General features: G+C 63.5%; 15 protein-coding genes. 12 read left to right on the forward strand and 3 right to left on the reverse strand.

Annotated features, from left to right (window positions below; all coding sequences use genetic code 11):
- The first annotated feature begins 15 nt into the window (after positions 1-15).
- The 7 genes from ACSQ3O_RS07250 (at position 16) to nagZ (ending at position 5336) form a co-directional block, all read left to right on the forward strand.
- The gene (locus tag ACSQ3O_RS07250; protein WP_436138360.1) at positions 16-378 is read left to right on the forward strand and encodes a DUF4845 domain-containing protein; all 363 of its coding nucleotides are present in this window, start codon (positions 16-18) and stop codon (positions 376-378) included.
- Positions 379-1062, forward strand: a complete 684-nt coding sequence (gene rnc / locus ACSQ3O_RS07255; protein ID WP_137746186.1) for a ribonuclease III — start codon at positions 379-381, stop codon at positions 1060-1062.
- A complete protein-coding gene (gene era / locus ACSQ3O_RS07260) occupies positions 1059-2063 on the forward strand; it encodes a GTPase Era (RefSeq protein ID WP_137746187.1) in 1005 nt (334 codons plus the stop codon). The genes rnc and era overlap by 4 nt, the downstream gene beginning before the upstream one ends.
- Before the next feature lie 95 nt (positions 2064-2158).
- On the forward strand, positions 2159-2926 hold the full coding sequence (gene recO, locus ACSQ3O_RS07265) for a DNA repair protein RecO (protein ID WP_436138361.1): 768 nt from the start codon (positions 2159-2161) through the stop codon (positions 2924-2926).
- On the forward strand, positions 2923-3714 hold the full coding sequence (locus tag ACSQ3O_RS07270) for a pyridoxine 5'-phosphate synthase (RefSeq protein ID WP_436138362.1): 792 nt from the start codon (positions 2923-2925) through the stop codon (positions 3712-3714). The genes recO and ACSQ3O_RS07270 overlap by 4 nt, the downstream gene beginning before the upstream one ends.
- A gap of 61 nt (positions 3715-3775) precedes the next feature.
- On the forward strand, positions 3776-4168 hold the full coding sequence (gene acpS / locus ACSQ3O_RS07275) for a holo-ACP synthase (protein WP_298448820.1): 393 nt from the start codon (positions 3776-3778) through the stop codon (positions 4166-4168).
- Positions 4169-4244: 76 nt separating this feature from the next.
- Positions 4245-5336, forward strand: a complete 1092-nt coding sequence (gene nagZ, locus ACSQ3O_RS07280; protein ID WP_137746191.1) for a beta-N-acetylhexosaminidase — start codon at positions 4245-4247, stop codon at positions 5334-5336.
- A gap of 72 nt (positions 5337-5408) precedes the next feature.
- Here the strand turns inward: nagZ and ACSQ3O_RS07285 are convergent, their stop codons facing one another.
- From ACSQ3O_RS07285 to lysS, 3 genes are all read right to left on the reverse strand, one after another.
- Positions 5409-6077, reverse strand: a complete 669-nt coding sequence (locus tag ACSQ3O_RS07285; RefSeq protein WP_436141088.1) for a mechanosensitive ion channel family protein — start codon at positions 6075-6077, stop codon at positions 5409-5411.
- A gap of 62 nt (positions 6078-6139) precedes the next feature.
- The gene (locus ACSQ3O_RS07290) at positions 6140-7174 is read right to left on the reverse strand and encodes a GGDEF domain-containing response regulator (protein WP_137746193.1); all 1035 of its coding nucleotides are present in this window, start codon (positions 7172-7174) and stop codon (positions 6140-6142) included.
- A gap of 78 nt (positions 7175-7252) precedes the next feature.
- Positions 7253-8797 carry a lysine--tRNA ligase gene (gene lysS, locus ACSQ3O_RS07295; RefSeq protein ID WP_436138363.1) on the reverse strand — a complete coding sequence of 515 codons (1545 nt, stop codon included), beginning with the start codon at positions 8795-8797 and terminating at the stop codon, positions 7253-7255.
- Positions 8798-8917: 120 nt separating this feature from the next.
- On the opposite strand from lysS, the gene ACSQ3O_RS07300 reads away from it, so the two are divergent.
- From ACSQ3O_RS07300 to ACSQ3O_RS07320, 5 genes are read left to right on the forward strand one after another with little or no spacing between them, the layout of a single operon-like run.
- A complete protein-coding gene (locus ACSQ3O_RS07300) occupies positions 8918-10441 on the forward strand; it encodes a lipid II flippase MurJ (protein ID WP_436138364.1) in 1524 nt (507 codons plus the stop codon).
- 13 nt (positions 10442-10454) lie between these two features.
- A complete protein-coding gene (locus tag ACSQ3O_RS07305; RefSeq protein WP_436138365.1) occupies positions 10455-11258 on the forward strand; it encodes an aldolase/citrate lyase family protein in 804 nt (267 codons plus the stop codon).
- Between the two features lie 17 nt (positions 11259-11275).
- Positions 11276-11821 carry a sugar transferase gene (locus ACSQ3O_RS07310; protein ID WP_436141089.1) on the forward strand — a complete coding sequence of 182 codons (546 nt, stop codon included), beginning with the start codon at positions 11276-11278 and terminating at the stop codon, positions 11819-11821.
- Between the two features lie 2 nt (positions 11822-11823).
- A complete protein-coding gene (asnB, locus tag ACSQ3O_RS07315) occupies positions 11824-13620 on the forward strand; it encodes an asparagine synthase (glutamine-hydrolyzing) (RefSeq protein WP_436138366.1) in 1797 nt (598 codons plus the stop codon).
- On the forward strand, positions 13617-14897 hold the full coding sequence (locus ACSQ3O_RS07320; RefSeq protein ID WP_436138367.1) for a hypothetical protein: 1281 nt from the start codon (positions 13617-13619) through the stop codon (positions 14895-14897). Before asnB ends, ACSQ3O_RS07320 begins: the two co-directional genes overlap by 4 nt.
- Positions 14898-14904 lie beyond the last annotated feature (7 nt).

Consider the following 14904-nt stretch of genomic DNA (forward strand, 5'->3'; position numbering starts at 1 on the left):
GTGAGGGGGTTATTTATGCATAAGAATCGCACCGCAAGCCGTTCGCGCCAGCGTGGCCTGTCTTTTTTTGGACTGATCTTTATTGGCCTGATTGCGGTGGCCGTGTTTGCCATTGGGGGGCAGTCCTTTCCGATCTTCCTGGAGTACTCCTCCGCGAAGAAGGCTATTGAAAAGGCCAAAGTCGAAAGCACGGTGCCTGGTGTGCGTGCCGCTTTTGATCGTGCCGCTGCAATTGATGACATCTACTCCATTCAGGGTAAAGACCTTGAAGTCACCAAACGCGGTGACAAAGTGATCGTGTCGTTCAAGTACGCGCGTGAGATCCCTCTGGCGGGGCCGGCATACCTGGTCTACCGCTTTGAAGCGCAGACCAACTAGGTGCAGTCAGGTCTCATCGCGCTGCAGGGCCGCCTGCAGCATGTCTTTTCCAATCCTGCGCTGCTCCAGCGTGCCACCACGCACCGCAGTTTTTCTGCGGACCACAACGAGCGGCTCGAATTTCTGGGCGACTCCGTCCTGAACCTGGCGGTGGCCAGTCTGCTATACCAACGGCTGTCCGCATTGCCCGAGGGCGATCTTTCGCGGGTGCGCGCCAACCTGGTCAAGCAAGATACCTTGCACCAGCTGGCATTGCGGCTCAAGGTTTCCGAGGTGTTGCGCCTGGGCGAGGGCGAGGCCAAGTCGGGTGGGCAGCAGCGCCCGTCCATTCTGGCCGACGCCCTTGAGGCCCTGATTGGCGCGGTGTACCTTGATGCGGGTTATGCCAGTGCCGAAGCGCTGGTGCACCGGCTGTTTGAAGGGGTGGAGATCAACCCCCAGATGCAGGCCGCTTCCAAGGATGCCAAAACCGCGTTGCAGGAGTGGCTCCAGGGCCGCAAAATGAAGCTGCCGCAGTACCAGGTGGTGGCGACTGTGGGCGCGGCCCACCGCCAGACCTTTGATGTCGAGTGCGATATTCCCGAACTGGGCCTGACCGAGCGTGGCATCGGTGGTTCGCGCCGGGCGGGTGAGCAGGCGGCTGCGGCGGCCATGCTGGCCACATTGAAAGCAAAGAATTTATGAATGATGCTACGAAAAATGTAGCTGGTGACGAGAGTGCAGAAGGCGCTCCCGTGCAAAACGACCTGGAGGCCATGCTGGCCGCCGCTGCGGTGCCTGCTGCCGTGCCGGGGCAGCGCTGTGGCGTGATCGCCATTGTGGGCAAGCCCAACGTGGGCAAGTCCACGCTGCTCAATGCGTTGGTGGGGCAGAAGATCAGCATCACCTCGCGCAAGGCGCAGACCACGCGCCATCGCATCACGGGCATCCGCACGCGGGAGCAAACCCAGTTCATCTTTGTGGACACGCCGGGTTTCCAGACACGCCACGCCACGGCGCTCAACAAGTCGCTGAACAAGACCGTGATGGGCGCGATCGGCGATGTGGACCTGATCCTCTTTGTGGTCGAAGCCGGCAACTTCACGCTGGCTGACGCCAAGGTGCTTTCCCTGTTCAAGCCCGGCATTCCCACGCTGCTGGTGGCCAACAAGCTCGATATGGTGCACCGCCGTGCCGAGCTGGCACCCTGGCTCAAGAGCATGCAGGAGCGCCACCCGTTCGCCGAATTCGTGCCCATGTCGGCCAAGAACAAGGGCGACATCGAGCGCATGTTTGGCATCTGCGCCAAGTACCTGCCCGAGCAGGCCTGGTGGTACGCCGAGGACGAGCTGACCGACCGCAGCGAGAAGTTCCTGGCCTCCGAAACCGTGCGCGAAAAGCTCTTCCGCTTCACGGGTGATGAGCTGCCCTACACCTCGACGGTGGTCATCGATAAGTTCGATGAAGAAAAGAGCAAGCAGCACAAGCGCCTGGTCAAGATCGCCGCCACCATCGTGGTCGAGCGCGACAACCACAAGATGATGGTCATTGGCGACAAGGGCGAGCGCCTCAAGCGCATCGGCACTGAGGCCCGCCAGGAGCTGGAAAAACTCATGGATGCCAAGGTGTTCCTCGAACTCTGGGTCAAGGTGCGCTCGGGCTGGGCCGACGACGAAGCGCGCGTGCGCTCCTTCGGCTACGAGTGAACTGCGGGCCCTGATTCGCCCACCGGCTGGCCTGCCGTCCCCAGCGGCAGGTTGTTGTTGTCACCCTCTCGCACCACCTTTCCAGAAAAAGCACCGTGGCTGCCGCCAAGCGCATTGCCGATGAGCCCGCCTTCGTGCTGCACAGCTACGACTGGAGCGAGTCCAGCCTGATCCTGGAAGTCTTTTGCCGCCGCCAGGGGCGTGTGGCCCTCGTGGCCAAGGGCGCCAAGAAGCCCAGCTCCAACTTCCGCCCCGTGCTGCTGCCCCTGCAGCCACTGCTGCTCACATACACCCTGGCGGGCGACGGCACGGCCGACATCCACACCCTCAAGGGTGCCGAGTGGGTGGGCGGCCATGTGATGCCCACCGGCGATGCGCTGCTCTCGGGCCTGTACCTTAACGAACTGCTGCTGCGCCTGCTGGCGCGGGCCGATGCACACACCGCGCTGTTTGACGCCTATGCCGGTGTCGTGCGCGTGCTGGCCAGCGAACATGGCGACGCGCTGGAGCCCGTGCTGCGCAGCTTTGAATTGCTGCTGCTGCGCGAGATCGGCCTCTTGCCCAGCCTGGATGCGCAGACCATGACGTTGGAGCCGCTGAACGCCGACGCGCGCTACACCCTGGTGGCCGAAGGCGGCCTGCGGGTAGCGTCCGCCACCGACCGCGCGGCTCTGGCGGGTCGCCAGTGGATCGCCTTGCAACGCGCGCTGGACGATGGCTCAGCCAGCTACACCGCCACGCTGCGCGCCTGTGCCCCCATCGCAGCGGAACTCAAGCCCCAGCTGCGCACCGTGCTGCAATACCATTGCGGCAGCCCGATGCTGCGCACCCGCCAGCTCATGATCGATCTGCAGGCCCTATGAACCAGCCCTCCCACCCCGCTTCGCATCCGACCACCGCCCTCTCGGTCAACGTCAACAAAGTCGCGCTGCTGCGCAACACGCGCCACCTGGGCATCCCCAGCGTCACGCGCGCGGCCGAGTTGTGCCTGCAGGCGGGCGCGCAGGGCATCACGGTGCACCCCCGGCCGGATGAGCGCCACATTCGCAGCGGCGATGTGTTCGAGCTGGCCGCGCTGATGAAGGCCTGGCCCGACCGCGAATACAACATCGAAGGCAACCCCTCGCAGAACCTGATGGAGTTCATCCGCCAGGTGCGGCCCCACCAGGCCACCTTTGTGCCCGACAGCGAAGACCAGTTCACCAGCGACCACGGCTGGAGCTTTCCGCAAGACGCCGAGCGCCTCAAGCCCCTGATCGCCGAATGCAAGGCGCTGGGCGTGCGCGTGAGCCTGTTCATGGACCCGGTGCCCGAGCAAATGGCCGCCGCCCGGGCCGTGGGCGCCGACCGGGTGGAGCTGTACACCGAGCCCTACGCCGCTGCCTGGGGCACGCCGCAGCACGCTGTGGAGCTGAAGCGCTACGCCGCCGCTGCCCAGGCTGCGCTGGATGCAGGCCTGGGCGTGAACGCAGGCCACGACCTCAACCGCGACAACCTGGAAGCCTTTGTGCGCGAAGTGCCCGGCGTGCTCGAAGTCTCGATTGGCCACGCCCTCATCGCCGACGCGCTGGAGCTGGGCTACAACGCCACGGTGCTGGCCTACCTGGCGTGTATCCAGGCGGGGTTTGCTCGTTCAGCCACTAACTCCTGATTTGATAGCTGCAAAGGCATGATGGTCGCGCGGTAGAAGCCATTTTTATTCAAAAAACCCCATGATCTACGGCATTGGCACCGACATCTGCGACGTGCGCCGCATCGCCGCCAGCCTGGAGCGCCATGGCGATCGGTTTGCCGAGAAGGTGCTGGCCGAAGGCGAGCTGGCCACCTGGCGCGAGCGCAGCCGCCGCTGGCCCGACCGGGGCCTGCGCTACCTGGCCACGCGGTTTTCAGCCAAGGAAGCGTTCAGCAAAGCCGTGGGCCTGGGCATGCGCATGCCCATGACCTGGCGCCACTGCGAGGTGGCCAAGCTGCCAAGCGGCCAGCCGGTGATCGTGCTGCACGGCGCGCTCAAGGAGTGGTTCGAGACCCAGGGGCTGAAGGCACACCTGAGCGTGACCGACGAGACCGACTACGCCGCCAGCTTCTGTGTGGTCGAGAAAATTTAAAGAAAATTGGCCTTTCCCGCGCAACTGGTAAGCGCTGATAGCTATTGTTTTGATAGTAAATCTCTGATGGATTCCGATGACTGAACACGCACCCCTGATTCTCGACGTGGCGGGCACCACACTCACCGACGTGGACCGCCGCCGCCTGGTCCACCCGCTGACCGGCGGTGTGATCCTGTTTGCCCGCAACTGGGAAAGCCGCGCGCAGCTGCTGCAGCTCACCAGCAGCATCAAGGCGGTGCGCGACGACCTGCTGATCTGTGTGGACCACGAAGGCGGCCGTGTGCAGCGCTTTCGCACCGATGGCTTCACCCACCTGCCGCCTATGCGCGCGCTGGGCGAGATGTGGATGGATGACGGCCAGGGCGCCAAGGCCGTGCCTGGCAGCGGCGCGCTGCGCGCCACCAATGCGGCCACAGCAGCGGGCTATGTGCTGGGGGCCGAGTTGCGCGCCTGTGGCGTGGACTTCAGCTTCACGCCCGTGCTCGATCTTGACTGGGGCGAAAGCGGCGTGATTGGCGACCGCTCCTTCCACCGCGACCCACGCGTGGTGGCGCTGCTGGCCAAGAGCCTCATGCACGGCCTGCTGCAGGCGGGCATGGCCAACTGCGGCAAGCACTTTCCCGGCCACGGCTTCGTCAAGGCCGATTCGCACACCGATGTGCCGGTGGACAAGCGCAGCCTCAAGGCCATCCTGGCCGACGACGCCGCACCGTACCCCTGGCTCAGCAGCACGCTCACCAGCGTGATGCCCGCCCACGTCATCTATCCCAAGGTGGACAGCCGCCCCGCCGGTTTTTCGCAACGATGGCTGCAAGACATCCTGCGCCGCCAGATGCGGTTTGATGGCGCCATCTTCAGCGACGACCTGAGCATGGAGGGCGCGCGCCGCCTGGACGGCCAGGTGGTGAGCTACACCGATGCCGGCATTGCGGCACTGCAAGCGGGTTGCGACCTGGTGCTGCTGTGCAACCAGAGCCTGGGCGACGGCCAGGCGGTGGACGAGCTGATCGACGGCTTGGAAAAGGCCCGCAAGCAGGGCCGCTGGCAGCCCAGCGCAGACAGCGAATCGCGCCGCCTGGCGCTGCTGCCCGAAACCCTGCCCCAGCCCTGGGACGAACTGATGCTGCAGCCTGCGTACATGCAGGCGCTGGATCTCTTGCCCTGACCTCCATGCCCCGACCTGCCAGCGGCAGGCAGACAGGCCTTGCTGTGCCCTGTCCCCTCGTCAGGTGCAGCGTTAGGGGGTGTTGAAAGGGCTCGGCGTCACGGGCGCCGGTGCGGCAGCTGAGGCATTGGCGGCCGCATCTGCCTGCGCTGCGGCGGTGAGCGGTGGGGCAGGGGGTGGTGGTACCCCCTGAAACCTGCGCACCACACGCTGGAACACCAGCGCATTGGGAATCTGCAGCCAGGCCACCTGTCCGGCTGCGGCGCCGTGGTCTTCCAGCGTGGTGTAGAGCAGGTTGATGTCCACCACGCGGCCCTTGGCGCCAGGCTTTTCGGCGGTGTCCAGCACTTCGATGTAGTCACCAATCTTGAACGGCCGCACGGTGAAGATCAGCAGCGCACAAAACAGGTTGGACAGCACGCTCCACGCCGCGAAGAAGGCGACGGCCCCCACCGTGGCAAAGCCGGTGAAAGCGGTCCAGAGCACGGTGGCTGACACGCCCATGCGCTCCAGTACCAGTAGCACTGCACTGGCCACGATGGTCCAGCGGATCAGCCCGTTCATGGGCACCACCAGTTCGTCGGGCACCTGGTAGTGGCTGCTAGCGCGGCGCACGATGCGGCGCAGCACACGCTGCAGCAGCCAGGCGGCGAACAGGATCAGCAGGATCTGCGTGCCGGGGATGATGACCTCCAGCCAGTCCTGCACCCAGTCGGGCAGGCGGGTTTTCAAGAGCTGCATGCGGGAGGCCACGGTGCGTGCATTGCGCTCCGTGGCGTCAAACGAGAAGGCGGAAAAGAAACTCAATTGCGCAGTTGCTCCACGGTGTCCATCTGCATTTCAAAACTGAAGAAACGGTTGCGGCCCTGGGCCTTGGCGGCATACAGGGCCTGGTCGGCACGCATGATCATGCTCTCGGCATTGGTGCTGTCGTCGGGCACGCAGGTGGTAATGCCCCCCGACAGCGTGAGCGTGCTGCCCAGGGGCGAGTTGGCATGCGCAATGGCCCGCACCTTGAGCAACTGCCCCAGCGCACGCGCAAACGTCATCGCGCCCGAGCGGGGCGTGTTGGGCAGGATGAGGGCGAACTCTTCGCCGCCGTACCGCGAGGCCACGTCCCGGGGGCGCACGCACACTTCGCGCAGCAGGCGGCCCACCTCTTTCAGGCAGGCGTCGCCTTGCACGTGGCCGCTGGCGTCGTTGAAGAGCTTGAAGTGGTCCAGGTCGCACAGCATCAGCGTGAGCGGCGTGCCGTCGCGCCGTGCGGCCAGGATCTCGTTGTGCAGGATGCGGTCAAAGCCTCGGCGGTTGACCAGGCCGGTGAGGGCGTCGATCTCCACCATCTCATTGAGGCGCTGGTTGGCCGCATGCAGCTCGGCCGACATCGTCACCAGCCGACGGCGCATGTCCAGCAGGCGCCGCATGGCACGCAGCTTGGCCATGAGCACGATGGGTTTGACGGGTTTGACCAGGTAGTCGTCGCCGCCCACCTCGATGCCGCGCCACACATCCAGCTCGTTGTCCAGGCCGGACAGGAAGATGATGGGTGTCCAGTCGCCCGCCTCGCTTTCGCGCATCTGCTGGGCCACCCAGTAGCCGTCCTGGCCAGGCAGCTTGATGTCGAGCAGCACCAGGTCTGGGCGGTGGGTCTTGAAGAGGTGCAGTGCAGCCTGGCCCTCGGGCGCCTCGAAAATGTCGGACACGCCAGCACGCCGCAACTCGGCCACCAGCGCTGCGCGCACGGAGCCCTGGTCCTCCACCACCAGCACCGAGAACGCATTGCCGGTGGGCAGGGGCTCGGGGGCCGGGTAGGGGGCGTTGCTGGAGCTGAAAGGCACGGTGGGTCTCCTTGGCGCCTTCAAGAAAGGCGCGGTCTCGGGCTCCCGGAGTACATGGCCCCGGAGCCTCGCACAGGCTCAGGATTCGCGGCGCAGCGCCGGGAACAGGATCACGTCGCGGATGCTCGGGCTGTCGGTCAGCAGCATCATGAGCCGGTCAATGCCAATGCCGCAACCCCCTGTGGGGGGCATGCCGTATTCCAGCGCGCGCACGAAGTCGTGGTCATAGAACATGGCCTCGTCGTCGCCACTGTCTTTGGCCGCCACCTGGGCGTGGAAGCGCGCGGCCTGGTCTTCGGCATCGTTCAACTCGCTGAAGCCGTTGCCGAACTCGCGGCCGGTGATGTACAGCTCGAAGCGCTCCGTCACTTCGGGGCGGGTGTCGTTGGCACGTGCCAGGGGCGAGATTTCGGTGGGGTGCTCCATGATGAAGGTGGGCTGCCAGAGCTTGTCTTCCACGGTTTCTTCAAAGTAGAACACCTGCAGGCTGGCCAGCGAGCGGGTGGAGAGCTTGTCCTTCTCTTCCGTCATGCCCAGCTTCTTGAGGGCGCTGATGAGCCAGGCGGCATCGTCCACATGGGCGCCTGCTTCTGTGTATTGGAAGATGGCTTCGCGGATGGTCAGGCGGGCAAAAGGCTGGCTCAGATCCACGTCGCGCCCACCGTAGCTCAGCTGCAGTGAGCCTGTGGCCTTCAAAGCCACCTCGCGGATCAGCGTCTCGGTGAAGTCCATCAGGTCCAGGTAGTTCCAGTACGCCGCGTAGAACTCCATCATGGTGAACTCGGGGTTGTGGCGCACCGAGATACCTTCGTTGCGGTAGCTGCGGTTGATCTCGAACACGCGCTCGAAGCCACCCACGATCAGGCGCTTGAGGTACAGCTCCGGCGCAATGCGCAGGTACATCTCCTGCTCCAGCGCGTTGTGGTGCGTGACGAACGGCTTGGCGTTGGCCCCACCCGGGATGGGGTGCAGCATGGGGGTTTCGACTTCCAGGAAACCGTGGCTCACCATGAACTCGCGCAGGCCGCTCACCGCCTTGCTGCGCGCCATGAAGCGCTTGCGGGCCTGCTCGTCGGTGATCAGGTCCACATAGCGCTGGCGGTATTTTTGCTCCTGGTCAGCCATGCCGTGGAACTTGTCGGGCAGGGGGCGCAGGCTCTTGGTCAAGAGGCGCAGGCTGGTCACCTTGATCGACAGCTCGCCGGTCTTGGTCTTCATCAGCGTGCCCTCGGCGCCCACGATGTCGCCCAGGTCCCAGTGCTTGAACGCGGCGTACAGGTCTTCGCCCACGGCGTCACGGGTCACATAGAGCTGGATGCGGCCGCCCACGTCGCCCAGCGAGCCGTCCTGGATGGTGGCGAAACTGGCTTTGCCCATCACGCGCTTGAGCATCATGCGGCCAGCCACGGAGACGCTGACGGGTGCTGCCTCCAACGTTTCGTTTGCAGTCTCGCCATGCTCCAGGTGCAACTGCGCCGCTTTGTGGGCAGGCTTGAAGTTGTTGGGGAAGGCCACGCCGCCACCATTGGCTTGCACTTCGCGCAAGGCGCGGAGCTTTTCACGGCGCTCGGCGATGAGCTGGTTGTCGTCCTGGGAGGGGAGTGTTGTGTTGTTGTCAGACATGGAGGGCCGCCCGCAGATGGAGGCGTTCAGAGGCGTTGTTTCGGACCAAAACCCGTGATTTTAGTTTTTTGGCCGTGCCGTGTGGAGTTTGCGCTGGCCTGAGCCCGGATAATTTGCTGCATGTTCCTTAAAGCTGGCCTGCTTTCGCTGTTGTTGCTGCTTGTCAGCCGCGTGCTGGGGGTATTGCGCGAAACGGCGTTGGCGGCCGCTTTTGGCAGCTCTGGCATGGCCGACGTGGCCGTCGTCTTGCTGACGCTGCCGGACTGGCTCGCTGGCGTGCTTGTCACCGGTGCACTGGCCTATGTGCTGTTGCCACAATGGGCCAAAGAGCCCGTCGAGGGGCAAAACGCCACCCAGAACCGCGTGGCCCGCCGCTTGCTGTGGGGGAGCGTCGCCCTGGCGGGCGCGATGTGCGTGTTTCAAGTCCCGTTGGGCGGCTTGCTGGTGCCGGGTGTCTCAGCCGATTTGCAGCAGGCGGCCAGCAGTGCGGTGGTTTGGAGCGCTCTGGCCCTGCCCGCCGCCATGCTGGCCGGTCTGTGGGCGACCAGGCTGCAGCATGAGCGTGATTTTGTGGGCCTGTACAGCGCAAACCTGGTGGTGAACAGCGTGCTCATCGCCGCGCTGCTGTTTTTAGGTTTGTATGGCACGGCAGAAGGGGCGACGCGAACACTGGGCATGTTCCTCTTGTTGGCGGTTGTTTTGCGGTTGTTGTGGCAGGGGTGGCGCATGCGGCATTTGCGCCAACCCGCATTGCGGGTGAATCCGCCTTCAGCGGCGGCGCCTTTGCCGGGATGGCGAATCTGGATGTGGGCTGCCTTGGGGGCTGGCCTGCCTTTGACATTGCCTTTTGTGGCTCGCACCTTTGCGTCCGGTGCGGGCGAGGGGGCTTTGGCGACCTTCAACTATGCCTGGAAGCTGGTGGAGTTACCGCTGGTGCTGGCCATCCAGCTTGTGGCGTCGCTGGCTTTCCCTGCGATCGCGCGGGCGCATGCGGCGCAGTCTGGCGCGGGGTCCTCTGGCGCCGAGGGCATGGCGACATCGGTACGCAATGCCCTGGTGCTGGCCTGGACCTTGGCCTGCGCTGCGGCTGCGGCATTGCTGGTGGGCGCGCCTGCTATTGCGTCCCTGTTGTTCGGCTGGGGGCGCATGGATGCATCCGCCTTGGCGCAGATCGCTGCCTGGGGCCGCGTGGGGGCATGGGGCTTGTTGCCGCAGGCGCTGCTGGCGGTGGCCTTGACGGTACTGGCTTCGGTAGGGCGCATGCGTTTTGCCGTGTTGGCCTACGGCGTGGCGCTGGCGCTGTTGCTGGCGGTGGGGGCTGTGGGGTGGACGGCAGGTGGTGCGCTCATGTGGGGCTTGAACGCCGGGTTTGTTGTTGCCGTCCTGATCGCCTGGGGTGCGCTGGGCGCTTCTGCCCTGCGGCATTGGATTCCCGTGCGAGCACTCTTGGCACCGCTGTGCGGCTTGGTGGCGGTTGCTGGTTTGGCGCTCTGGTGGGGAAGCGCTGACGCTGCGCCTGTACCGGTTCGTGAATTCGGTTTAAAACAGGCCCTCCCGCTTGTTGGTAGTGCACTATCTGCTATCTTTGTTGTAGCGATATGCTGGTTTTCCAGCCCCGGATTGCGCCGTGCCCTGCGGTCATAATCTGCGCCACGCCATGATTGAACTCCTCCAGATCACCAACGACCCCGCCCTGGCGCGCCGCTGCGACGCATTGCCGGGCATGCGCCTGTTTGTTGATCTGGAAGTAAACGGCAAGGCGGAGCGCCAAGCTGGCCGTAACACCTTTATCAGTACCCACCGGCTGGATGACGTTGGCCGCATCAAGTCGCAGCTCAAGCATTCACGGCTCATGGTGCGCGTCAATCCCCTGCACGCGGGCACGTCTGGCGAGCTGGACGCCGTTTTGGCTCAAGGCGCTGATTGGGTGATGTTGCCCATGTTTCACTCCCCTGATGAGCTGCAGACGTTCAGTCGCCTTGTCGCAGGGCGGGCGCCCATCGTGGCATTGCTGGAGACAGCGGGGGCTCTACAGTCGCTGGATGATTGGGTGGGGACCCAGGGGTTGTGTGAAGTGTTCGTGGGGCTCAACGACCTGCATCTTTCCTTGGGTTGCCGCTTCATGTTTGAACCTCTGGCGCAAGGTGTGCTGGACCGGGTGGCGGCCAGGGTGCAAGCTCAGGGGCTGCGCTTTGGATTTGGGGGAATTGCCCGGCTGGATGATGGCCTTTTACCGGGGCGGGATGTGTTGGCTGAGCACCTGCGGCTGGGATCTGGGGCGGTTATTTTGTCGCGTACGTTCCATTGCGCTGACCTTGCGCTTCTGGAGGCTCAGGTCGGGAGCTTACGGGACGCGGAGCATAAGCTCGTGAAGCGCTCGCCCGCCGTAATTGAGGTGGATAGACAGCGGGTTGCTGCGAAGATCGGCGATATTACCCAGGCGATGGGCACGCACACCTAGGAGTTCCCTTGAAGCGGGTGTTTGATATTTTGTTCTCGCTGCTTGCGCTGGCATTGCTCAGTCCCCTGCTTTTTGGCTCAGCACTAGCAGTTTTCTTGGAGTCAGGGCAGCCAGTTTTTTTTCGACAGGTACGTGTTGGGCTGAATGGGCGCGAGTTTGGAATGCTCAAATTCCGCAGCATGGTAAAAAACGCTGCCGCCCTTGGCTCCTATCAGACGGTCGTCGATGATCCGCGTATTACCAGAGTGGGCCGATTCCTTCGTCGCACCAGCTTGGATGAGCTGCCCCAGTTGCTGAACGTGCTGAAAGGTGAAATGAGTGTAGTCGGCCCTAGGCCTGATGTTCCTGTGCAGCGTCGGGACTATACGGTTGCGCAGTGGGAGGAGCGGCACCGGGTGCGACCAGGCATCACGGGGTTGGCGCAGGTTCTGTACAGATCTAATGCAGTAGGGGATCAGCGATTGGAGGCCGATCTGCGCTATGTGCGCGAGGCCAGCCTCTGGCTGGATTTGAAGGTAATTTTCTGGACCCTTGGCCGCTTGGCTGGCAAAGGAAGCAACTAGCGATGTGCGGTATCTTTGGTTATTGGGACCGTGGACGTCGTGCGATTGCCGATGAAGCATTGACCGGTATGGCGCAGCGGATTGTCCACCGTGGCCCGGACGACGGTGGCATACACCATCGACCCGAACGCGGAGTGGCCATCGGTAATCAGAGATTGTCGATCATCGACATTGCCGGAGGTCACCAGCCCATGTACTCGGCCGACGGCCGTGTGGCGGTGGTGCAGAACGGCGAGATCTTCAACTACGTGGAGCTGGCCGCCGAACTGCGCGCTCAGGGGGTGAAGCTGGACACTGCTTCGGATACCGAAGTGATCCTGCGGCTGTACGAGCGCGAGGGCATCGATTTCGTGCGCCGACTCAATGGCATGTTCGCAATCGCGATCGACGACGCGTCCCAAGATTCGCTGTACCTTGTCCGCGATCGTATCGGTGTCAAGCCGTTGTACTTCAGCGATAACGGTCAGCGTTGCTTCTTCGGCTCAGAAATAAAGGCTTTTCGGCCTATTGCGCATGTGGACTCCTTGGAGTCTGCTATCGATCTGGAAGCAATTCACCATTTCTTGACGTTCAATTACATTCCGGCTCCTTGGACCATTTGGAAAGACGTGAAACACGTGATGCCTGGCACGTGGATGAGGCTGACGCGCTCGGGCGTACCACAGGTGAAGCGTTGGTGGAGTTTGGCCGACCAGCAAGAGCGCGACTACTGCTTTGAAGAATGGTCTACCGAATTCATGGCCACGCTGGACGACTCAACGCGTATCAGGCTGCGCGCCGACGTGCCTTGGGGGGCCTTCCTCTCAGGGGGGGTGGACTCAAGCACCATCGTCGGCCTGATGGCGCGTCATGTTAAGGAGCCGGTCAAAACATTCTGTATCGGCTTTGTTGACCCGCTCTACGATGAGTCGCTGTATGCATCCGAAGCTGCTATGCGCTTTGGGTGCTCCCACACCATGGAAGTGGCAGCGTTAAACATGTTGGACCGCTGGCCGACGGTGCTACATCACCTGGATCAGCCGCATGGCGACGCGTCCTTCATGCCTATGTTGCGTGTCAGCGAGCTCGCGGCCAAGCACGTGAAAGTGGTGCTCACCGGCGACGGCGGCGACGAGCTGTTCGCGGGCTATGAAAAGTACCATGCATTCTTCTCGCAGCCCGGCGCGGCGGACCTGCCGGTAGATCAGTTCCGCCGCCGTTACTTCGACAGCATTTCGCTGTTCACGCCGCAGGCGAAATCCGCGTTGTACCGGCCAGCGATGCGCGCGAAACTGGACGGTTTCGACAGCTACGAGCGCGCTGCCCAGCCATGGTTGGAGGAAGCCGCGCACTTCGATCGTATCAACCAAGCGCTGTACCTGGATATGCAACTGCTACTTAGTGGCAACAATCTGGTCAAGCCCGACCGTATGGGTATGGCTGCGAGCATTGAGGCGCGTACGCCTTTCCTGGACTGGCGGATGATGGAGTTGGCCTTCCGTTCGCGCGGCTCTACTAAGCTGGATCTGGCCAGCGGCGACAAGAAGCACTGGCTCAAGAAGGCTGTCGCGCCGCTGATAGGCCAGAACTTGGCCTACCGCAAGAAGCAGATGTTCACCGTGCCCATAGGGGAGTGGTTCCGCGGCGAACGCCAAGCTTGGCTGCGCGGCTTGCTGGGTGGTAGTGAGCTACTGAACGCGCACTTCGAGCGCGCGGAAGTGACGCGGATGCTTGACAGCCACGTGGCCGGTACTTGTAATCTAACGCGCGAGCTGCGCGCGCTGGCGGCGTTGGCGCTTTGGTATCAGGACCTGCGATGAGTCCGTTCTGTGCGAAGCGTCTGCTGTTCGTCACCTATGGCGGCGGTCACGTGCACATGATCTACCCGGTCGTGCACGCACTGCGCGCAACCGAGGCGTTCAATCAGGGCCGTATCACCATCGACGTGCTGGGCCTCCCTGCGGCAACTTACATGCTCAACGCCAACGGCATCGACTGCCTGCGTTTCCGCGATTTCCTGGATCCGGCGCAGGACGCTGACGCGAGTGCTTGGGGTGACGAGTTGGCGCGCCAGCACCATTCACCCACCTTGGGCGTGAGCCGCGAGGATTCGGTCGCCTACCTGGGTTTAAATTACAAGGACCTGGTGCTGCAGCACGGCGACGCAAAGGCGGCCGAGCTATTCGCGCAGCGCGGCCGTCAATGTTTCCTGCCGTTGCATGCGATGGCACGCGTCTTCGACCGGCTCCGACCCGATTTCGTGGTGACTTCCAATTCGCCGCGCGCCGAAGCGGCGGCGCTGGCTGTTGCTAACGACCGCGGCATTCCCAACCTGGCGATGACCGACCTGTTCACAGGCCTGGGCGGCCATGTGCTCAGGGCCAGGAGCATTACATTCCTGAACGAGTTGGCGCGGGAAATGTTCCTGGCCGATGGCCTGGTGAACCCGGCGATCAGCGAACTCCACCTCACGGGCAATCCGGCTTTCGACAAAATCCTTGTCCTGCCGCATGGCAAGACGTCGGGCTGGATGGAGCGGCACTTCCCCGGCGTTGGCAGCCGCCGGACGGTGCTGCATGCGGACATGCCCGCTTGGTGGGATGCGGTTAACAAACGCTCCTATTTCAAGACTGAGGCCGACCTCACGGCTGAACTCGAAGCCTGTTACACAGCCACGGCGGCCAACGGTGCGGCCTACTTGGTGCGTCCTCACCCCTCGCAGGACCGTGCCTTCTATGAGCGCTGGCTGACCCACCGTCCAGGCTCTTTCTTGGCCGCCGACTGCCCGCTGCACGAGTTGCTGGCCAACGTGGACCTGTTGCTGGCCCGCTCCACCACCGTTGGCCTGGAAGCGGCCCTCATGCGCAAGCGCATCCTGCAACTGGAAGCGCATCTGCATCCTGATCTGCCGCTGGCCGCCATGGGTGTGGCCTGGGGCAGCCTAGGCTACCAGCACCTGCCGGGCGAGATCGGCAAGGCGCTGGACGACGACGAGGCCTTTGCAGCCATCCTGGCGGAGATTTCCCGCAAGCTGCCCACGCAGCCGGCGGCGCTTAAAATCGCCAGCATTATTTTGGACAAGTTGCACCTGGCGTGACGGCCGG

Source organism: Acidovorax sp. LjRoot74, from assembly GCF_964254355.1.
Lineage (GTDB): Bacteria > Pseudomonadota > Gammaproteobacteria > Burkholderiales > Burkholderiaceae_C > Acidovorax.